This is a genomic window from Galbibacter orientalis DSM 19592 (assembly GCF_000260115.1).
Taxonomy (GTDB): Bacteria; Bacteroidota; Bacteroidia; order Flavobacteriales; family Flavobacteriaceae; genus Galbibacter; species Galbibacter orientalis.
In genome coordinates this window covers 513,483-532,693 of record NZ_JH651380.1, presented here as the reverse complement: position 1 = coordinate 532,693, position 19,211 = coordinate 513,483, and the positions used below count along the sequence as shown (strand labels likewise).

24 protein-coding genes are annotated in these 19,211 nt (G+C 37.7%); all 24 read left to right on the top strand.

All coding sequences use genetic code 11. The features are described 5' to 3' along the window. The first annotated feature begins 151 nt into the window (after positions 1–151). The 24 genes from JOOMADRAFT_RS19445 (at position 152) to JOOMADRAFT_RS19330 (ending at position 19,200) form a co-directional block, all read left to right on the top strand. Positions 152–733, top strand: coding sequence for a helix-turn-helix domain-containing protein (locus JOOMADRAFT_RS19445; protein ID WP_040880381.1), 582 nt, complete (start codon positions 152–154; stop codon positions 731–733). 69 nt (positions 734–802) lie between these two features. Then, positions 803–1,402, top strand: coding sequence for a WG repeat-containing protein (locus JOOMADRAFT_RS19440; protein WP_008616431.1), 600 nt, complete (start codon positions 803–805; stop codon positions 1,400–1,402). 165 nt (positions 1,403–1,567) lie between these two features. Further along, positions 1,568–2,047, top strand: coding sequence for a hypothetical protein (locus tag JOOMADRAFT_RS19435; protein ID WP_008616430.1), 480 nt, complete (start codon positions 1,568–1,570; stop codon positions 2,045–2,047). Between the two features lie 24 nt (positions 2,048–2,071). Next, a complete protein-coding gene (locus tag JOOMADRAFT_RS19430; RefSeq protein WP_008616429.1) occupies positions 2,072–2,341 on the top strand; it encodes a hypothetical protein in 270 nt (89 codons plus the stop codon). Positions 2,342–2,351: 10 nt separating this feature from the next. Continuing rightward, positions 2,352–2,567 carry a heavy-metal-associated domain-containing protein gene (locus JOOMADRAFT_RS19425; RefSeq protein WP_008991346.1) on the top strand — a complete coding sequence of 72 codons (216 nt, stop codon included), beginning with the start codon at positions 2,352–2,354 and terminating at the stop codon, positions 2,565–2,567. 22 nt (positions 2,568–2,589) lie between these two features. Beyond that, positions 2,590–2,808 carry an SHOCT domain-containing protein gene (locus tag JOOMADRAFT_RS19420; protein WP_008616427.1) on the top strand — a complete coding sequence of 73 codons (219 nt, stop codon included), beginning with the start codon at positions 2,590–2,592 and terminating at the stop codon, positions 2,806–2,808. Positions 2,809–2,825: 17 nt separating this feature from the next. Continuing rightward, on the top strand, positions 2,826–3,104 hold the full coding sequence (locus JOOMADRAFT_RS19415) for a DUF5676 family membrane protein (RefSeq protein ID WP_008616426.1): 279 nt from the start codon (positions 2,826–2,828) through the stop codon (positions 3,102–3,104). Between the two features lie 114 nt (positions 3,105–3,218). Further along, entirely contained in the window at positions 3,219–3,833 is a 615-nt protein-coding gene (locus JOOMADRAFT_RS19410) for a lycopene cyclase domain-containing protein (RefSeq protein WP_245547725.1), read from the top strand. 12 nt (positions 3,834–3,845) lie between these two features. Further along, positions 3,846–4,307, top strand: a complete 462-nt coding sequence (locus JOOMADRAFT_RS19405) for a universal stress protein (protein WP_008616424.1) — start codon at positions 3,846–3,848, stop codon at positions 4,305–4,307. Then, positions 4,304–5,659 (top strand): NAD(P)/FAD-dependent oxidoreductase, encoded by a 1,356-nt coding sequence (locus JOOMADRAFT_RS19400; protein ID WP_008616422.1) that lies wholly within the window; start codon positions 4,304–4,306, stop codon positions 5,657–5,659. Before JOOMADRAFT_RS19405 ends, JOOMADRAFT_RS19400 begins: the two co-directional genes overlap by 4 nt. 7 nt (positions 5,660–5,666) lie before the next feature. After that, entirely contained in the window at positions 5,667–7,013 is a 1,347-nt protein-coding gene (locus JOOMADRAFT_RS19395) for an APC family permease (protein ID WP_008616415.1), read from the top strand. Positions 7,014–7,032: 19 nt separating this feature from the next. Continuing rightward, the gene (locus JOOMADRAFT_RS19390; RefSeq protein ID WP_008616413.1) at positions 7,033–8,046 is read left to right on the top strand and encodes a type II glyceraldehyde-3-phosphate dehydrogenase; all 1,014 of its coding nucleotides are present in this window, start codon (positions 7,033–7,035) and stop codon (positions 8,044–8,046) included. Between the two features lie 11 nt (positions 8,047–8,057). Beyond that, on the top strand, positions 8,058–9,119 hold the full coding sequence (locus JOOMADRAFT_RS19385; protein WP_008616411.1) for a class I fructose-bisphosphate aldolase: 1,062 nt from the start codon (positions 8,058–8,060) through the stop codon (positions 9,117–9,119). 8 nt (positions 9,120–9,127) lie between these two features. Next, positions 9,128–10,474, top strand: a complete 1,347-nt coding sequence (locus JOOMADRAFT_RS19380; protein ID WP_008616410.1) for a dicarboxylate/amino acid:cation symporter — start codon at positions 9,128–9,130, stop codon at positions 10,472–10,474. A 2-nt stretch (positions 10,475–10,476) separates the two neighbouring features. Then, the gene (locus JOOMADRAFT_RS19375) at positions 10,477–11,448 is read left to right on the top strand and encodes an ATP-dependent 6-phosphofructokinase (protein WP_008616408.1); all 972 of its coding nucleotides are present in this window, start codon (positions 10,477–10,479) and stop codon (positions 11,446–11,448) included. Between the two features lie 3 nt (positions 11,449–11,451). Continuing rightward, on the top strand, positions 11,452–12,447 hold the full coding sequence (locus JOOMADRAFT_RS19370; RefSeq protein ID WP_008616405.1) for a 2-hydroxyacid dehydrogenase: 996 nt from the start codon (positions 11,452–11,454) through the stop codon (positions 12,445–12,447). A gap of 18 nt (positions 12,448–12,465) precedes the next feature. Continuing rightward, positions 12,466–13,296: a universal stress protein gene (locus JOOMADRAFT_RS19365; RefSeq protein WP_008616404.1), complete on the top strand. Its 831-nt coding sequence runs from the start codon at positions 12,466–12,468 to the stop codon at positions 13,294–13,296. A gap of 2 nt (positions 13,297–13,298) precedes the next feature. Next, complete coding sequence (locus JOOMADRAFT_RS19360; protein ID WP_008616403.1) at positions 13,299–14,141, top strand: restriction endonuclease; 843 nt, start codon at positions 13,299–13,301, stop codon at positions 14,139–14,141. 36 nt (positions 14,142–14,177) lie between these two features. Next, a complete protein-coding gene (locus tag JOOMADRAFT_RS19355; RefSeq protein ID WP_008616402.1) occupies positions 14,178–14,432 on the top strand; it encodes a hypothetical protein in 255 nt (84 codons plus the stop codon). 15 nt (positions 14,433–14,447) lie between these two features. After that, on the top strand, positions 14,448–15,824 hold the full coding sequence (locus tag JOOMADRAFT_RS19350; RefSeq protein ID WP_008616400.1) for an MBL fold metallo-hydrolase RNA specificity domain-containing protein: 1,377 nt from the start codon (positions 14,448–14,450) through the stop codon (positions 15,822–15,824). A gap of 28 nt (positions 15,825–15,852) precedes the next feature. Further along, a complete protein-coding gene (locus JOOMADRAFT_RS19345) occupies positions 15,853–17,355 on the top strand; it encodes a thymidine phosphorylase family protein (protein ID WP_008616398.1) in 1,503 nt (500 codons plus the stop codon). A gap of 10 nt (positions 17,356–17,365) precedes the next feature. Then, entirely contained in the window at positions 17,366–18,259 is an 894-nt protein-coding gene (locus JOOMADRAFT_RS19340; RefSeq protein ID WP_008616396.1) for a ribose-phosphate pyrophosphokinase, read from the top strand. Further along, positions 18,256–18,900, top strand: coding sequence for a hypothetical protein (locus JOOMADRAFT_RS19335; RefSeq protein WP_008616394.1), 645 nt, complete (start codon positions 18,256–18,258; stop codon positions 18,898–18,900). The genes JOOMADRAFT_RS19340 and JOOMADRAFT_RS19335 overlap by 4 nt, the downstream gene beginning before the upstream one ends. Before the next feature lie 6 nt (positions 18,901–18,906). Then, a complete protein-coding gene (locus JOOMADRAFT_RS19330; protein WP_008616393.1) occupies positions 18,907–19,200 on the top strand; it encodes a hypothetical protein in 294 nt (97 codons plus the stop codon). The last annotated feature ends 11 nt before the right edge of the window (positions 19,201–19,211 follow it).

The following is a 19,211-nucleotide window of genomic DNA, read 5'->3' as shown; positions in this document are numbered from 1 at the left end:
GGTTAAAATTAATCTGCATTGCCTCTATAGCCAATATTTCACTTCTGGCTAACATTTGTTGTACCCAATTCTCAACAACACTATTAACCTTGTACTATTAAGAAAATTGAAACTATTTGGCAAAATGCCTAATAGCAATACATCGATTATTATGAAAGGACCCAAAGAATTTTGGATTAAGAATATGGTCTGTAGCCGCTGCTTAAAAGTTATTAAGCAAGAACTACAAGAATTGGGAGTTACTGTGCTTTCATTAGAATTAGGAAGATTATTGGTAGAAGCACCAAAAAAAACCAGCAATGAAATTGTCGAAGCTGTTACAACTGTGCTTCACGCTAATGATTTTGAAATTGTACAAAAAGAAGAAGAAATGCTCGTAGAAAGAATGAAAGTCATTCTAATAGAACAATTGCAAGAGTTACCATTACATATTAAGGTAAAAACATCTGAACTATTGGCTTCAAGACTTCATAAAGATTACAAGACATTGAGCAGATTGTTTTCAGCAAATCAACAGACAACCATTGAAAAGTACTTTATCAAATTAAAAATAGAAAAAGTCAAAGAGCTCATTCAGCTTAAACAACATTCCTTTTCAGATATAGGATATTTATTGGACTACAGTAGTGTCAACCACCTGTCTAGACAGTTTAAGGAAGTGGTGGGAATGAGTATGACCGATTACAAAAACACAGGAAATTGGAAACGGAATTTCTATGATGAAATTATATAGATATCAACGAAAGTTATGCAGACAAAAGCTTAAGGCAATGGTTAATTTCATCAAATTAAATTAAACAAAATGAAAAAACTACTTATCACATTAGTATTAATTCCCTTTATAGGAATTGCACAAACCTTTGAAAATTTAGACTACATCTCGCCTTTTAGCAATGGCGTCGCTGCCATTAAAAAAGGGTACGAATGGGGTTTTATTGACCCAGAAGGAAATTTAATCGTTGATTTTCGAAATGATTTGGTGGCAACCAAAACAGACAATGCAAGCTACCCTATATTCAGTAACGGAAAATGCCTGATTGCAAACCAAAAAGATGGCGTGCTCTATTATGGCTATATCGATAAAACTGGAAAAACTGTCATCACTCCACAATTCCTCAATGCCAACAACTTTCAATATGGCAAAGCCTTGGTGTTAAAAGTTGAAAAAGAAACCATTGGCTATAATGACATTTTCAAAAAAGACGTGGTAAACTACCATTATTTTGAGCTTGTTATAGATGAGAATGGTAATACCATTGACCATTTAACGCAATTGGCCATTCACGTCTCGCCAAAAGATAAGGATGATAAAAATCCACCTGCCATCACATCAAAATTGATTTCGGAAAATTTGGTGGCAGTTAAAGGTAATAATAAGAAGTGGCGTATAAAAAAAATCTAATAATATTGAAAATACACATAACATATAAGAAATTCAAAAAGATTATAACCTTTTTAAAATCTGCGAATTAATAGTTGATAATCCATTCCCTCAACTATAAACATTTAGATTGTTGGGAATGGGTTTATAAAAATTAAAATAAATGTTTAACTCAAAAAATAAATTATGAAAACACTACTAATTGTTTTATCGGCAGTTGGGCTTTTAAGCTTAAACAGTTGCAAACAAGAAACAAACACTCAGGCACTAATGGAAAACCCTGAAACTCGCACAGAAGTTTTTAATGCCATTTCCAAAAATCACGACTATATGACCGAATTTATGGAAAGTATGCACGACAACCAACACGCAATGCAAATGATGCAGGGCAACAAAAAAATGATGAGCTCAATGATGCAAGGAGAAGGAATGCAAATGATGATGAAAGACAGTACAATGATGCACTCAATGATGGACGGAATGATGAATGACGGCAAAATGATGGGCACTATGATGAAAATGATGCACGAAAAAGGGATGATGAGCGAAGACTGTATGGAATCCTGCTCAAAGATGATGGGCGAAAAAGGAATGGATATGCAGGGTATGGACAAGATGGACGATATGGATAGTCCAACCAAAGGTGAGCATACCGAGCATCATTAATTTTAACTTTTAAAATAAACAACAATGAAAAATAATCACTGGATATGGATGGTCATCGGTTGTGGATTACCATTACTGTTTATCTTTTTTGCACCATCATTAGGTATAGGAAGCAGTTCGTCTCTATTCATCTTCATCCTCTTTATGTTTGCTTGTCACTTATTTATGCCTCACGGTTCACATCGCCACGGTGGGCACAATCATTCACAGAATAGACAAAGAGAAAACGAACACGGTAAAGATGTTTCAAAAACAGAACCAAAAGATGAACACAAAGGGCATCATCACCATTAAATACTAAATGATGAAACAAAAATTTCAAATAAGCGGAATCAGCTGCGGTGGATGTGTATCAAGAGTAAAAAAGACTTTAGAAGAACATCCCAATATAGAAAAAGCAGAGATCTTTTTGGCACCAAAAGGTGCTGCACTTATCACGATGAATGAAGCACTTTCTGTTGCCGAATTACAAAAGCAACTTGATGGGCTCAATGGTTATACAATTACAGAATTAAATTAACAACAACTTAAAACCAAAAATTATGCATTTTTACGAAGGACATTTTGGAGGTATGCACCTAATATGGTGGATTATATGGATTATTTTATTGGCTTGGATATTCTTTATCCCAGCAGATATCCCTTATCAAAAAACAAAGAAGGACAGCCCACTGGATATTCTTAAAAACCGCTTTGCAAAAGGCGAAATATCCAAGGAAGAATTTGAGGAATCAAAAAAGATATTAAAATCAGACAACTAACTCAAAACTTTAAAATTATGTATCGATTAAACGTAAAAAAACTCGGATTTGCTTTCGGTCTTACGGGGGCACTAATTTACTTAGGCTGTATGATAGTTATGTCAACAGCAGGTCGAGAAGCCACTATCGATTTTTTCAACAGCCTATTGCACGGTTTAGATACCACAAGCATTATCAGGATGGATGTGCCACTATGGGAAGCTGGTTTGGGAATAGTACAGATATTCATTTTAGGATGGCTAATAGGTGCCTGTATTGCGGCTTTTTATAATGCGCAAATAAAAGTCAAAAAATAAGAGAGTAAAATAAAATTTATGCAATATGTCTGGTTCATATGGTCTCTTATAATTCTTGCTCTTTGGGCAATAATCTATTTGTCAAAAAAGGGGTATAGAAAAGAAATGCTCAAAATGAGCCTTATCACTATGCCCTTTGGCCTAACAGAACCCTTGTTTGTTCCAGAATATTGGTTTCCACCTTCCCTATTCCATTTAGCGGAAAGAACAGGTTTTGATATTGAGAGCCTTATCTTCTCTTTTGCTATTGGCGGAATAGGGACGGTATTGTATAATCTGATATTCAAAAAAGGCTATATAGATATGCCTCATACCGAACGGAGCCACCAAAGACATAAGCTACATATTTATTTACTTTTTGTTCCAGCCATTGTATTTGTCATATTTAGTCTTTTCACCACGCTTAACCACATCTATTGTGGCATCATTGCAATGTTTTTTGGTGGTTTGGCAACATTGTACTGTCGCCCAGATTTAAAAGGAAAGATATGGGTTGGAGGAATCTTGTTTACCATACTGTACTTCATTTATTTCGGAAGCATCCTTCCGTTCTATCCCCAATATGTGGAGTTGTACTGGAATCTGGACAACCTGACCCATATTCTTGTTTTGAGAATCCCAATTGAAGAGTTACTGTTCGCTTTCACCTTTGGCATGTATTGGTCTGGATTATATGAACACTTGTATTGGAGAAAACTTATAAAATCGAAACAAATGTCAACCAACTAATACATTCAAACTATGAAAATACTATTGGCCATAGATGGTTCAGATTTCAGTAAAGTAGCCATTCACGAACTTATAAAAATGACCCTATCCTCAAATAGTGAAATTCATATTATAAATGTTTATGAAGTTCCGAAAACAACCGGCCTGGGATTGCATACTATGGGCGGCAGGATAGGAAATTACATAGAAGAAATTAGAAGTAACGCTCAAAAATTGGGAAACAAAATCGTTTCAGAAGCTTTCGATAAAATCAAGGCCGAAAACAAGGCACTTACCATAACCACAAGTGTTGTTAGTGGCCTGCCCAAAAGTACTATTTATGAAAAAGCAGAAGATTGGGGTGCAGATTTAATCGTAGTAGGCTCTCAGGGTCACGGTGCACTTTCACGCTTAGTATTGGGCTCTGTATCCCAATATTTGACCACAAATGCCAAATGTTCAGTACTCATTGCAAGAGATAGAAATAAAAAATGAAAGAAAAGCAAACACATAGCATTACATTAGAATCCACTTGTAAGATAACAGATGAAATCTGTCTTCCCGATACCAAATTACCTAGTGTGGTTATCGTTGGTGGAGGATTTGCAGGTTTGGCATTGGTTGAAAAACTGAAACACAAAGAAGTTCAAGTGGTTTTACTCGATAAAAATAACTTCCATCAATTTCAACCTTTATTATATCAAGTGGCAACGAGTGCGTTGGAACCTGATAGCATAGTATTTCCATTCAGAAAACAAATCAATGGCTATAAAAATGTTTTCTTTCGTTTGGCAGAAGTTGTGGAAATTCAACCTGATTCAAATACTATATTGACCAATAAGGGAAGTGTTTCTTATGACTATTTAGTGTTGGCTACTGGCGCGACCACCAATTTCTTTGGGATGGATTCTGTAGCCGAAAATAGTTTGGGGATGAAGGATATTCGCGATTCCCTCAACATCCGTCATATGATGTTGCAAAATTTGGAACAGGCAGCTATTACTTGTGATAATAAAGAACGCGACGCACTGACAAATTTTGTAATTGTAGGTGGTGGTCCTGCCGGTGTAGAGATGGCAGGAGCATTGGCTGAATTCTGTAAATACATTCTACCCAAAGATTATCCAGAGTATCCTGCTTCCATTATGAACATTTATTTAATAGAAGCCATTGATGAGTTGTTAAGTACAATGTCTGATAAAGCATCTTCGAAAACCCTCAAATATTTAGAGGATTTAAATGTAAAGGTATTATTAAATGAAGCTGTAAGCAATTATGATGGAAAGGAAGTCACTACCAAAAGTGACAAGACCATATTGGCTAAAAACCTTATCTGGACGGCTGGCGTAAAAGGACAATTCCCAAATGGTATTGATGGAAAACACGTAGTCAGAGGCAACCGTATTAAAACCAATGCCAATTTAAAAGTAGAAGGCTACGAAAATATTTTTGCCATAGGTGATATCGCAGCACTCATTTCCAAAGAAACCCCAAAAGGACATCCACAAGTAGCACAGACCGCTATTCAACAAGGTAAATACCTGGGCGATTCGATATTAAATATCATAAATAACAAATCCATAAAACCTTTCAAATATAAAGATAAAGGTTCCTTAGCAACCGTAGGTAAACGCAAGGCAGTTGCCGATTTGGGCAAATTTAAATTTGCAGGCTATTTCGCCTGGTTGCTGTGGTCCGTTGTTCACTTGATGTCCATAAGTGGATTTAGAAATAGATTGATGGTTGGTTTTAATTGGGCGGTAAGTTATTTCACTTATGAAAAGAGCAACCGCCTGATTATTAGAAACTTTAAACCGAAATCTTCGATTAAAAACAGGGAAAAATAATTTTGAAATGAAAAACACCACAGATAAAAATAATAAGCTTTCCTTATTAGGTTCCATATCTCTTGGTACAGGCGTAATGATTGGTGCTGGCATATTTGTCCTTATGGGGCAAATAGCAGAGTTGGTGGGTGATCTATTTCCCATTGCATTTATTGCAGGTGCTGTTGTGGTGGGTTTTAGCTCATATTCCTATGTCAAGTTTTCAAATGCTTTTCCATCGTCTGGAGGTGTGGTTAAATTCCTTAACAAATCCTATGGACCTGGAACAACAACAGGGTTTTATTCTTTGCTGATGTACGTATCAATGGTAGTTTCCGAAAGTCTGGTGGCGGGCACTTTTGGAGCATATACGTTGAGACTATTTCCCGAGTCCTATGCAGGTTATGCCTCTACCCTGGGTGTTGGGCTAATTGTTGTTGCTTATATAGTGAACATCCTGGGCAATAAGGTTATTGGTGCCACCGCGACATTTACCGCTATTATAAAGGTAGTGGGAATAGCAATTTTAGCTATTGCCGGCCTTGCAATTTCAGGTTTTGCCGATATTACGGGAAACTATATTCCCAAAAATACTGAGACATTACCACAAGGCTTCGGATTTGTGGCCGCTTTGGCGTTATCTATCCTTGCTTATAAAGGCTTTACCACTATCACGAACCAAGGGGCCGATATTAAAAACCCGCATAAAAATCTTGGTAGGTCTATCGTGTTTTCCATACTTATCTGCACACTGATATATGTAGCCTTGGCATTAGCTGTTGCGGGAGGTTTAAGCATTCCTGAAATAATCGAAGCTAAAGATTATGCCCTTGCAGCCGCCGCAAAACCTGTTTTTGGGGAATGGGGTTCCTGGATTACCATTGGCATTGCCATTATTGCCACGGTTTCTGGGGTCATTGCCAGTATCTTTTCCTCTTCACGCTTGTTGGCAATGCTCAGCAATATGAAACAGGTGCCTTCTTTAACCAAACTTGGTAGCTTAAAAAATCCAGCACTAATATTCACGTCTTCCCTCGCCATTTTACTGACCGTGCTTTTCGATTTGACAAGGATAGCATCCATTGGGGCTATTTTTTACCTTATTATGGATATCGCTATCCATTGGGGGCTGTTCCGTCACCTTAAAAACAAAGTGGTTTTTCAGCCTATCATCCCATTAATAGCCATCGTATTGGACATTGCGGTATTGGCAGCTTTTCTTTATATAAAATATCTGAACGATCCTTTGGTGCTTATCGTAGCAGCGATTGGGATTGTTCTAATACTTGTTGCAGAACGCCTTTTTATGATTTCACACACAGACGATGAAGGTAATATGCCAATGGGAATGGAAACTACGAACAATAAAACATAATTAATAAAAATCAATTTATATGAAAAATATAGCAGTTATAGGATACGGAGTCATTGGAAAAAGGGTGGCAGATGCCATCAACTTACAAAACGATATGAAGCTTTCGGGAGTATGTGATATCATTAGCGACTGGCGAATTCAAAATGCCGTAAGAAAGGAATACGACATTTATGCAGCAACTAAAGATGCTGCTGATAAAATGAAATCTGAAGGGATTTCGGTAAAAGGCGATATGCAGGAACTTTTAAAGAAATCAGATCTTGTTGTGGACTGTACACCCAAAAAAATTGCCGCTCAGAATGTCGTTATCTACAAGGAGCAAAACATCAAATTTATTCTACACGGTGGCGAAAAACACGAAACCACAGGGCATTCCTTTAGTGCAGAAAATAATTACAAATCAGCTCTAAACTTGAATGCGACAAGAGTAGTTTCCTGTAATACTACGTCTATTTTAAGAACCTTGACCGCTTTAAAAAGAGCCGATTTATTGGATTATGCCAGAGGTACACTTTTAAGAAGAGCTACAGACCCTTGGGAAAGTCATTTGGGTGGTATTATGAATACGATGGTTCCCGAAAAAGATATCCCAAGCCATCAAGGTCCGGATGCTAAAAGTGTTGACCCAGAACTGGATGTCATCACCGCAGCAGTAAAAGTACCGCAAACCTTAAGCCATCTGCACTATTGGAATGTGAAATTGAAAAAACAGGCGACAAAGCAAGAAGTGCTAAATGCTTTCAAAACGTCCAGCCGTATTAAATTGATTCAATATGACCAAGGTCTGGTTTCTAACAATACCATTAAGGAAATGTTCTTGGATATGGGAAGGCCTTGGGGCGATATGTACGAAGTAGCACTATGGGAAGATATGCTGAAGGTACAGGGAGACGAACTCTTTTATGCCTACGTGGTCGATAACCAAGCTATTGTAATCCCGGAAACAATTGATGCTATTAGGGCTTTAACTGGAATTGAAACAGATGGTACAAAATCCATAGCCAAAACAAATGAAAGTTTAGGAATCCATTAAATACTATCAAAATGAAAACAGACAAGAATATAGTAGAACTTTTAGGAGAAAAAGCAGACTTCTATTTAGAACACGTTTGTGAAAAAATAACAAAGGATGAATTGCAAGTGCCAAGCAAAAATAGTTTAGAAAAAGTATTTGGCAGTAGCAACAGAAATCCGCAGGTGCTTCGAAGTCTTTCACAATTGTACAACAACGGAAATCTGGGAGGTACAGGCTATTTAAGTATCCTTCCTGTGGACCAAGGTATTGAGCATAGCGCGGCCTTTTCATTCTATAAAAACCCAGATTATTTCGACCCAGAGAACATTATAAAACTCGCCCTTGAGGCCGGTTGTAATGGGGTGGCTTCCACGTTTGGGGTTTTGGGTTTGAATGCCCGAAAATATGCCCATAAAATCCCTTTTATCGTTAAGATTAACCACAATGAACTGCTTACCTACCCGAACAAATATGACCAAACACTCTTTGGTAAGGTAAAAACCGCTTGGGATATGGGAGCAATTGCCGTAGGAGCTACGATTTATTTTGGTTCAGCGGAAAGTAACAGACAACTCAAAGAAATAGCAGAGGCTTTTGAAGAAGCTCATAATCTTGGTATGGCTACCATTTTATGGTGCTATACACGAAATGAAGCTTTTAAAACCGATAAAGAAGATTATCACGCATCGGCCGATGTAACCGGACAAGCCAATCATATTGGAGTAACGATACAGGCAGATATCATCAAACAAAAATTACCAACCAATAATTTTGGTTTCAAAGAGATAGGATTTGGAAAATATGATGATGAAATGTATAAAACCCTTACCACAGACCACCCTATTGACCTTTGCAGGTTGCAAGTAGCCAATTGCTATATGGGTAAAATAGGGCTGATTAATTCAGGTGGTGGTTCCAAAGGCAAATCAGATTTGTCCGAAGCTGTAACAACTGCCGTCATCAATAAAAGGGCTGGTGGCTCTGGGCTGATAATGGGAAGAAAAGCATTTCAAAAGCCCTTTAGCGAAGGCGTGAAAGTATTACAATCTGTTCAGGAAGTTTATTTGGACGATAAAATTAGTGTAGCATAATCAACAGAATGTTTGACACAGAGACAGAGATAAAATCATTAAAATCACTTAACCACTACCTCCTTAAACTGGTAGAAAGCCGTCTATGGCTTAAAGTAATCATTGCTTTGTTGTTAGGTGTTGGATTTGGTCTGTTATTGAGTCCACAAAATGGATGGATTTCTAAAGAAACAGCAGATATCGCGGGGAATTGGCTGGCATTGCCCGGTGTACTATTTCTGAAACTGGTTCAAATGATTATGATTCCGTTGATTGTGGCTTCCATCATCACAGGAATCGCAAGTAATGATAAGGACAGTTTAAAAAAATTAGGTGGTGGTGTTTTACTATATTTTTTGGGCACAACAATAGTTTCGGTTAGCATTGGTACGATACTATCCCAAATTTTTAGACCGGGTCGTTTTCTTCATCAACAAGCACTAAAAGAGCATAATGAAATTACGGCAGTTTCAACTGATGAACCCGAGCTTTCCTTCGGAGTTGAAACGATTCCTGATGCCATCTCAAACCTGCTTCCTGAAAATCCATTGGCATCTATGGTAAGTGGTGAAATGTTAAGTATTGTGATTTTCACAATCATTATTGGTGTAGCTGTGCTATCTCTTGAAAATGATTTACTGCGCCCAGTAAAGCTGCTTCTAAGTGCCATTCAGGAAGTCTGTATGACGGTGGTAAAATGGTCTATGTTATTAGTCCCTATTGCTGTTTTCGGACTTATGGCACAGCTTACCTCTAGTGTTGGTTTGAGTTCTCTATCTGGCCTCACCTACTATGTGGGTGTCGTCTTGCTCGGTCTGTTATTCTTAGTAATTTTCTATTTAGGGCTAATTGTGCTTCTTGGAAAAGCAAACCCTATGCATTTCTTAAAAAAAATAAGGGACGTTCAATTATTGGCCTTTTCAACCACAAGCTCTGCGGCCGTGATGCCACTTTCCCTTCAAACAGCCGAAGAAAAATTAAAGGTGGACAAGACCATTAGCAATTTTATCATTCCCATTGGCGCAACCGTCAATATGGATGGTACTGCACTTTATCAAACGATAACAACCCTTTTTATAGCCCAAGCCTATGGACTGGAAATGAGTTTACTCAATATTATTGTGGTCATTGTAACTATCGTTGCTGCTTCAATCGGCACACCTGCCATTCCCGGAGGTGGTGTGGTGATACTCGCTTCTGTTTTGGGAAGTGTTGGTATCCCAGCCGAAGGCATCATCATTATTATTGGTGTAGAAAGATTGTTGGGAATGTTCAGGACTGCTGTAAACGTAACGGGTGACCTTACAGCTTGTATGGTTTTTAATAGGTTGTATGGTATAAAAAACATTGAAATTCTTAAAAAAGAAGCTTTATAACTATGGATAGTACTATAAAACATATAGGTGTATTTACCTCTGGAGGTGATAGTCCAGGGATGAATTCAGCCTTGTACGCCATTGCAAAAACGGCTGAAGCAACTGGTATAAAAGTTAGTGGTTTTAGAAAAGGATATGAAGGATTGATAGACGGTGACTTGGTTCAATTAAAATCACACGAATTACAAAAACTGACCCAAAAGGGTGGCACTATCCTTAAGACAGCCCGAAGCAAACGTTTTCTCGAACTGGAAGGTCGAAAAAAAGCCTTGCAAACTCTAAATGTAAACAAAATAGACGCTTTAATTGCCATTGGTGGTGATGGTACATTTAAAGGATTACTTGCTTTTTCAGAGATATGCGATATCCCATTCATAGGGATTCCCGGAACTATTGATAACGATATTTCGGGTACGGATTACACCCTTGGTTTTGATTCCGCAGTTAACACAGCCATTGAAAATATTGATAAAATAAGGGATACTGCCGAATCCCATAACCGTGTGTTCATTGTTGAAGTAATGGGAAGGGATTCGGGTTACATCGGTATTCATTCTGGATTGATGGTTGGTGCGGACGCCATATTAATTCCGGAGAGCGGTACGGACTTTATTAACCTTTTGGGTAAGGTGAAAAATTACGATAGCGAGGATGCTTTTCTAATCGTAGTTTCTGAAGGTGACGAAATTGGTGCCGAACTTGTTTCTTCAAAAATAAAGGAAGTCAATCCCAATGTCGATTTACGCATAACAAAGCTTGGCCACATACAGCGAGGTGGAAATCCTTCTGCTTTGGATAGAATGTTGGGCATAAGGCTTGGGGTGGAAGCCGTAAAATCGCTTTTACAAAGTAAAAAGAATGTAATGATCGGGATTTTAAACAATCAATTGCACTTAACCCCTTTTAATGAGGTGGTCAAGCAACATCAGGTCAATAAAGAATTGCACGAACTTTTAGAACTATTTGGAACATAAATTATGAAAACAACAATATACAGCACACATAAATTCGATAAGCCTTCCATTGAAAACGCTAATAAAGGAAAACATCAATTGAATTTTCTGGAATTTAGGCTAACAAAGGAAACCGCCTTATTGGCAGAAGGTTCAAAGGCCATAGCACTTTTCTCAAGTGACGATGCCTCTTCGGAAGTTTTGGATATTTTACACAAACTAGGCATAAAATTTATCGCATTACGTTCGGCAGGTTTCAATCACGTCGATTTAGAAAAAGCAGCTGAATTGAATATAAAAGTGGCCCGTGTCCCAGCCTATTCACCTTATGCCATTGCAGAACATACAATGGCTTTGATACTTGCATTAAACCGAAGACTGATTAAAGCCCACAATAGAGTGCGCGAACAAAACTTTTCATTAAACGGTCTCACTGGTTTTGACCTAAATGGGAAAACCGTTGGCGTGATTGGAACAGGAAAAATAGGGTCTGTACTCGTAAAAATACTTCACGGATTCGGCTGCAATATTCTTGCCCAGGATATAGAAGAAAGCAAAGACCTAATTGATAAATATGGCGTAATCTATTCAGATTGTGCGACGCTCTGTAAGCACGCAGATATAATAAGCCTGCACGTGCCATTAAAAGCTTCAACAAAACATTTAATAAATAAAGAGCATATAGCACTAATGAAATCTGGAGTAATGCTCATCAATACAAGTCGTGGTGGGTTGGTGGACACCAAGGCAGTTATCGAAGGATTGAAAACTAAAAAAATAGGGTATTTAGGACTGGATGTTTATGAGGAAGAAGAAGGATTGTTCTTTGAAGACCATTCCGATGACATTTTGCAAGACGATGTGATTGCACGCTTAATGACTTTCAACAATGTACTAATTACAAGCCATCAAGCTTTTTTAACCAAAACCGCATTGACCAATATTGCAGAAACAACCATATATAATCTGGATTGTTTTGAAAAACAAAAACCTTCTGGAAATGAAATTAGCATTAATTAATAGTTAAAAACAAATATTATGAAAAACATACTCGTACCAACAGACTTTTCAAAAAATTGCAATAAAGCAGAAGAACTCGGAATTGAAATGGCAAAGCTTTACAATTCCGAAATCCATTTTTTCCATTTGATGAAAACCCCGGTAGAATGGGTAAAGTTGGATAAACAAAAAGAAAAACAGCACCCAGAAACAGTAAAGCAAATAGGCATCGCAAAAGCCTACCTGAGAGAACTGGAGAAAAAAGCAGAACGACAAGGCCTTGAATGCAGGACTTTTCTTAAATTTGATGGTGGTCAGGCAAATATCCTTAAACATTCGGGTCATTTTCATCACGATTTTATAGTTACGGGAAGTAGTGGCACCCGAGGCGGTATACGTGAGTTAATGGGAAGCAACGTAGAAAAAATTGTTAGGAAAGCTGATGTACCAGTTGTTGTAGTCAAGGATGAAGAAGTATCCTTTCCTTTTAAGGATATCGTTTTTGTTTCAGATTTTCTTCAAGATGTAAGCGATGTATTTAAGCAAGTTATTTCGATTGCTGAAAAATGCGGCGCACATATCCATTTATTGAGGGTCAATACTCAGACCGATTTTAACAGTATAGAACAAGGGTTGGATCCCATCAAGGAGTTCCTGAAAAAATTCCCCGATTTGGATAACTTCTCAATGAATGTATATAACGAACCAGACGTAGAAACAGGGATAAACAATTATTTACGATATAAAAATGCCGATTTAATCGCAATGTGTACTCACGGACGTACAGGCTTTTTAAGCTTATTCTCTAAAAGCATCGCAGAGGGTGTAACCAATCACTCCGAATTACCAGTAATGACTATTAAAATGTAACAATGAATAAATCAGTCTTAATAAAAAAATACTCTGGTGAGTACGAAGCCTTTGATGTAAACAAACTCATCAACTCCCTGCGGCGTTCACGGGCAGATGAGGATATTATTCAAGATATAGCCCGGAAAGTACAAGAGCAGATTGAAGAAGGAATGACAACCAAAAAAATCTATCAGTTGGCTTTCAAGATGCTAAAACGAAAATCTAGGGTAAGTGCCTCAAAGTACAAGCTCAAAAAAGCTTTAATGGAACTAGGTCCAACCGGTTTTCCATTTGAAAAATTAGTAGGCAAACTATTGGCACACGAAGGTTTTGATACAGAAGTTGATGTTATTGTCCAAGGTAATTGTGTTCAACACGAAATAGATGTGATAGCGCAAAAAGACAATAATCATTATATGATTGAATGCAAATACCATAGCGATCAAGGCCGAGTTTGCAACGTGAAGATTCCATTATACATCAATTCAAGATTTTTAGATGTAGAAAAAAATTGGGAACGCCAAAAAGGTCACGATACTAAACTTCACAAAGGAGGCGTCTATACAAATACACGATTTACAAGTGATGCGGTACAATATGGTAAATGCGTTGGGCTATTATTGACAAGTTGGGATTACCCAATGGATAACGGGTTAAAAGACAGAATAGATAAGTCGGGGCTACATCCATTAACAGCAATAACAACGCTTACTAAGGCCGAAAAAACGAAATTATTGGATAAAGGTCTTGTGCTCTGCAAAGAGCTTCACGAAAACCCAAAAGTTTTAGAACAAGTAGGAGTGCCAAAGTCAAGGCACAAAAAGATTCTCGAAGATTCAAGAGAACTATGTAGAATTCAATAAAGCACTACATACATTTTTAATTTAAAAATAGAACAAATGAAAACAGATGAACTGAAAGAAAAGGACAGTATAGATTTAGAGCCATTTTACCAAGCATTGGAAGATGACTCTAAACTACTTGAAGAAGCCCTTGAGATATTATTGGAAATGGTTCACTTTGAACCTAAATCAGTAAAGAAATTGGCTCTTTTTATTAAAGAGGATTCTCGTAATCTATATAAAGAAATAGTGGAATTGAGCAAATCAAAACAAGATAAAGGAAATACACCTTCTTGCTGTGGTGGACTCTAAATAAATACTATAAAGATGGATAACAATAAAATAAATATTCACTTTTTAGGTGCAGCAGGTACGGTAACCGGCTCAAAATATTTAGTGGACACAGGAGATAAAAAGATACTCATAGACTGCGGACTTTTTCAAGGGTTAAAAGAATTACGCCTTAAAAACTGGGAGTATCCACCCGTTAATGTTGCTGATATTGACGCTGTTTTGCTTACCCACGGCCATATGGACCATACAGGATATTTGCCGAGATTGGTAAAGCAAGGTTTCAAAGGGCCCATTTACGGCACCAATCCCACCTTGGACATCGCAAAAATCATATTGAATGATAGTGCCAAAATACAAGAACAGGAAGCCGAACGTGCCAATAAAGAGGGCTATTCCAAACACAGTCCCGCGGAACCACTTTACGATTTAAATGATGTAGAAAAAACAATCCCTTACTTCAAAGGAGTACCACCCTCGCAATGGTTACCCATTCTCAAAGATGTGAAAGCGAGGTTTCAATACAACGGACACATCCTTGGTGCCACATACATTGAGTTAGATTTACGCGGAAAACGTTTCGTGTTTTCTGGCGATATAGGCAGAACAAACGATTTATTACTGTTTCCGCCATTAAAGCCAAAAAAGGCAGATGTATTATTTATTGAATCCACCTACGGAGGAAGATTTCATCGTGATGAAGTAGAAGCACTTCCACAAATTGAAAAATTGGTCAATGAAACCATTAATAGAGGTGGCAGCTTATTTGTCCCAAGTTTTTCGGTAGAACGCGCCCAATTGATGATGCTTATTTTTTGGAGGTTACTCAAGGAGAACAAAATCCCCAAAGTACAAATGATTATGGATAGTCCAATGGGTGCCAACGTATTGGAACTGTTTCATAGAACTCGGGATTGGCACAGATTGGAAGACAACGAATGTGACGAAATGTGCTCACACTTTACAGTTGTTAGCAGTTATCGTGAAACAATGGAATTAAGAACAGATTACAAACCAAAAATCGTGATTGCAGGAAGCGGAATGCTCACAGGGGGAAGAATGCTAAACTATCTTGAAACACAGGCACAAAATCCAAATAACACCTTACTTTTTGTAGGCTATCAAGCTGAAGGCACTCGTGGCAGAAAATTATTGGAAGGTGAAAAAGAACTAAAAGTATATGGAAAATGGGTGCCGTTTAAAATGCAAGTAGTAGAAATTGAAGGGCTTTCGGCACACGCAGACCACGCAGAACTTATGGACTGGATGGATAAGATAAAAAACAAACCCGAACGTATTTTCATTGTACACGGTGAAAAAGAGAGTGCAGAAGCATTGCAAAAAGGCATCAAGGAAACCTATGGGTGGGATGCAGAAATTCCGCAATTATACACCATCGAAGAAATAGAATAAATCGAAAAATCACAACAACCAATAAAATATGGACACACACTCAAACATATTAAAATATAAACATCTCGGAATCTATACCCAAAACGAAAATGTAGTGTATATGCGCGAAGATTGCCACGTCTGTATTTCAGAAGGGTTTGAGGCACTTACCCGAATAAGAATATCCAATGCAAATACATCAATCGTAGCAAGTCTTAATGTCCTGAATTCTGATATTCTGTTGCCTAATGAAATCGGACTATCAGATGCTGCTGCGAAAAAACTCAATGTTTCCCCAAACGATACATTATATGTTTCCCATTTAGAGCCTATTGAATCCTTAAGCCACGTCAGGGCAAAAATCTATAACAAAAAACTGGATTATAAGGCCTATAACAACATCATAACCGATATCGTGGAAGGCGATTATTCCAACATCCACCTTTCGGCATTTATTACTGCCTGTGCTGGCGACCGAATGGATATTGATGAAATATCCGACCTAACGAAAGCAATGATTGCTTCCGGAAAGCAACTGAACTGGAACAAGGATATCGTGGTCGACAAACATTGTATTGGCGGATTGCCTGGCAATAGGACAACACCATTGGTAGTTGCCATTGTTGCCGCGTATGGGCTTACTATGCCAAAAACATCCTCACGGGCAATCACTTCGCCAGCAGGCACAGCAGATACAATGGAAGTACTGACCAATGTTACGCTCTCTTCCGAGGAAATAAAGACCGTAGTAGAAAAAGAAGGCGGATGTTTTGTTTGGGGCGGTACAGCGCAGTTAAGTCCTGCCGATGATGTGCTCATTAAAATTGAAAAAGCCTTGGATATTGATAGCGAAGGTCAGCTCATCGCTTCAGTACTCTCTAAAAAGGCAGCAGCTGGTTCTACTCACGTGGTCATTGATATTCCCGTGGGAGAAACCGCCAAGGTTCGCAGTACCGAAATGGCAGAAAAACTAAAAAATCATATGGAAACCGTTGGAACTGCTGTTGGGTTGAATGTAAAAGTTGTAGTTACGGATGGCACGCAGCCTGTTGGAAGGGGTATCGGTCCAACTTTAGAAGCCATAGATATATTAAAAGTTTTGAAAAATGAGGAAGATGCACCTAAAGACTTAACAGAAAGAGCATTGCTTTTAGCTACTGAACTATTAGAACTTTCTGGAAAAGTAGAAAAAGGAAAGGGACAGGAAACCGCACATAAAATTCTCAAATCTGGAAAAGCATATGAAAAATTCGTAGCCATTTGTAAGGCGCAAGGTCAATTTTCAAAACCAGTTTTAGCACCTTATAAAATTGAAATTAAAGCTGAAAAGTCAGGCGTTTTGCAACGAATTGATAACCGTAAAATTGCAAAACTGGCCAAGCTTTCTGGAGCACCACAATCTAAATCGGCAGGGATTCTTCTAAATGTGCATTTGGGAGAACAAATCGAAGAGAACCAACTGCTTTATACCATATATGCTGAATCCAAAGGTGAACTTAATTATGCCTTGGAATATGAAAACAACCATAACGACATCATAACTATAAATTAAAGAACATACTATGAAAACAATATTATTCAGTCTTCCCGGAAATGAAGAACTCACAGAACTAATGGCTACAAAAATGGATGCTGAAGTGGGTCAAGCCACATTAAGGAAATTCCCTGACGGGGAATCATACACGCGCATATTGTCTGATGTTAAAGATAAATGTGTGGTACTGGTATGCACCTTGCACGAACCGGACGAAAAACTGTTGTCACTATATTTTTTAAGCCACACAGCCAAATCATTAGGAGCTATGTGTACCTGTTTGGTAGCACCCTATTTGGCGTATATGCGGCAGGACAAAGTATTTAATGAAGGAGAAGGAGTGACTTCCGGTTTCTTCGGAAAATTGATTTCTGGTTTCGCCGATAGCATTACCACAGTTGACCCTCACTTGCACAGAATTAGTTCGTTGGGAGAAGTGTATCAAATTCCAAATAAAGTGATTCACGCTGCCGACGCAATTTCAGAATGGATTAAAGAAAATATCGAAAACCCGGTACTTATCGGACCTGATTCTGAAAGTGAACAATGGGTATCAGAAGTCGCCAAAAATGCAGGAGCACCATTTACGGTATTACAAAAGGTGCGTCACGGTGACCGTGATGTAGAAGTCTCTGTTCCCGATGTGGATATATATAAAGATGCTACACCCATTTTGGTAGATGATATTATTTCCACAGCCCGAACAATGATTGAAACCGTACAACATCTTAAAAAAGCAGGAATGAAACCACCTATTTGTGTAGGCATTCACGCCGTTTTTTCAGGAAACGCCTATCAAGATTTATTGGATTCCGGAGTAGAAAAAATAGTGACTTGTAATACCATCCCACACTCTTCAAATGGAATAGATTTAAGTGATATTATGGCAAAAGAGGTAAAAAAATTAATGCACCATATATGAGAAAACAAGGCTTTATAGTACTAATCACTTTATTCAGCATCACAATGACTGGACAAACTGAAATGCTCATTGGGCAGATTTCAGGCAGAGTTGTTATTCGGGAAAACTTTGATGAAAATGGTTCTTTTTTAAATAAACAAACTTTCAAAGCCAGTGAAACAATAAAGAAAAATGGATACTATGAAATTGAGGTAGTTACGGAATTGTTTGATAAAGACAAAAAATTGACCGATAAATACACCACAACCTATCGTTGCAAGCCTGATGAAGCAAGTGTAGTGGTAATGGCTTTCCCGTTTTCCAATCCAAAATCAAAGAAAACAGAAATCAACACCACTTCAAAGAAATTTAAAGAACTATACAATTTGGATAATCTGAAAAATATTGAATTGGAAATGAGTTTTGACTCGGGCTTGTTGAATTTTTTCGGTTCAAAAAGCATCATAAAAATTTACGATCGAAAATTAGAAGCTGGCAAAAACACTATTAAATCAAAAATAAATATTAAGGCCTATGCCTGGGGTATTCGCATCAAGCAATTCAATTATACTGTTATTGAAAAATTAAATGAAAAAGGATTATTGACTTTTCAGAAATTTTCAGAAGCAGATAACAGCTATTTTACAATAAACTATAAATAAAGACAGATGAAAAATTACGATACACTTTCTGAAGCCATAAACGATTTACAGGGAAATGGCTATACATATGATTTTAACCTAAAACCAGAATGTTTGGAGTGTGCCTCACTAAAAATTGAAATACACCCAGAAGATTTTAATGTTGACGAGATGCATCGTTTTGAGGGTATGAGCAGTACCGACGATAATAGTGTGCTTTATGCTATTTCATCAAAAAATGGGATTAAAGGACTTTTGGTAGATGCCTATGGCGTCTATGCCGAAAACATTTCGGAAGCTATGAGAAAAAAATTACGATAACACTTAAACAA

What these genes read in the sequence shown, in the direction of transcription:
- JOOMADRAFT_RS19445 (WP_040880381.1), top strand. Translation starts at nt 152, where the DNA reads ATGAAAGGACCCAAAGAATTTTGGATTAAGAATATGGTCTGTAGCCGC.
- JOOMADRAFT_RS19440 (WP_008616431.1), top strand. Translation starts at nt 803, where the DNA reads ATGAAAAAACTACTTATCACATTAGTATTAATTCCCTTTATAGGAATT.
- JOOMADRAFT_RS19435 (WP_008616430.1), top strand. Translation starts at nt 1,568, where the DNA reads ATGAAAACACTACTAATTGTTTTATCGGCAGTTGGGCTTTTAAGCTTA.
- JOOMADRAFT_RS19430 (WP_008616429.1), top strand. Translation starts at nt 2,072, where the DNA reads ATGAAAAATAATCACTGGATATGGATGGTCATCGGTTGTGGATTACCA.
- JOOMADRAFT_RS19425 (WP_008991346.1), top strand. Translation starts at nt 2,352, where the DNA reads ATGAAACAAAAATTTCAAATAAGCGGAATCAGCTGCGGTGGATGTGTA.
- JOOMADRAFT_RS19420 (WP_008616427.1), top strand. Translation starts at nt 2,590, where the DNA reads ATGCATTTTTACGAAGGACATTTTGGAGGTATGCACCTAATATGGTGG.
- JOOMADRAFT_RS19415 (WP_008616426.1), top strand. Translation starts at nt 2,826, where the DNA reads ATGTATCGATTAAACGTAAAAAAACTCGGATTTGCTTTCGGTCTTACG.
- JOOMADRAFT_RS19410 (WP_245547725.1), top strand. Translation starts at nt 3,219, where the DNA reads ATGAGCCTTATCACTATGCCCTTTGGCCTAACAGAACCCTTGTTTGTT.
- JOOMADRAFT_RS19405 (WP_008616424.1), top strand. Translation starts at nt 3,846, where the DNA reads ATGAAAATACTATTGGCCATAGATGGTTCAGATTTCAGTAAAGTAGCC.
- JOOMADRAFT_RS19400 (WP_008616422.1), top strand. Translation starts at nt 4,304, where the DNA reads ATGAAAGAAAAGCAAACACATAGCATTACATTAGAATCCACTTGTAAG.
- JOOMADRAFT_RS19395 (WP_008616415.1), top strand. Translation starts at nt 5,667, where the DNA reads ATGAAAAACACCACAGATAAAAATAATAAGCTTTCCTTATTAGGTTCC.
- JOOMADRAFT_RS19390 (WP_008616413.1), top strand. Translation starts at nt 7,033, where the DNA reads ATGAAAAATATAGCAGTTATAGGATACGGAGTCATTGGAAAAAGGGTG.
- JOOMADRAFT_RS19385 (WP_008616411.1), top strand. Translation starts at nt 8,058, where the DNA reads ATGAAAACAGACAAGAATATAGTAGAACTTTTAGGAGAAAAAGCAGAC.
- JOOMADRAFT_RS19380 (WP_008616410.1), top strand. Translation starts at nt 9,128, where the DNA reads ATGTTTGACACAGAGACAGAGATAAAATCATTAAAATCACTTAACCAC.
- JOOMADRAFT_RS19375 (WP_008616408.1), top strand. Translation starts at nt 10,477, where the DNA reads ATGGATAGTACTATAAAACATATAGGTGTATTTACCTCTGGAGGTGAT.
- JOOMADRAFT_RS19370 (WP_008616405.1), top strand. Translation starts at nt 11,452, where the DNA reads ATGAAAACAACAATATACAGCACACATAAATTCGATAAGCCTTCCATT.
- JOOMADRAFT_RS19365 (WP_008616404.1), top strand. Translation starts at nt 12,466, where the DNA reads ATGAAAAACATACTCGTACCAACAGACTTTTCAAAAAATTGCAATAAA.
- JOOMADRAFT_RS19360 (WP_008616403.1), top strand. Translation starts at nt 13,299, where the DNA reads ATGAATAAATCAGTCTTAATAAAAAAATACTCTGGTGAGTACGAAGCC.
- JOOMADRAFT_RS19355 (WP_008616402.1), top strand. Translation starts at nt 14,178, where the DNA reads ATGAAAACAGATGAACTGAAAGAAAAGGACAGTATAGATTTAGAGCCA.
- JOOMADRAFT_RS19350 (WP_008616400.1), top strand. Translation starts at nt 14,448, where the DNA reads ATGGATAACAATAAAATAAATATTCACTTTTTAGGTGCAGCAGGTACG.
- JOOMADRAFT_RS19345 (WP_008616398.1), top strand. Translation starts at nt 15,853, where the DNA reads ATGGACACACACTCAAACATATTAAAATATAAACATCTCGGAATCTAT.
- JOOMADRAFT_RS19340 (WP_008616396.1), top strand. Translation starts at nt 17,366, where the DNA reads ATGAAAACAATATTATTCAGTCTTCCCGGAAATGAAGAACTCACAGAA.
- JOOMADRAFT_RS19335 (WP_008616394.1), top strand. Translation starts at nt 18,256, where the DNA reads ATGAGAAAACAAGGCTTTATAGTACTAATCACTTTATTCAGCATCACA.
- JOOMADRAFT_RS19330 (WP_008616393.1), top strand. Translation starts at nt 18,907, where the DNA reads ATGAAAAATTACGATACACTTTCTGAAGCCATAAACGATTTACAGGGA.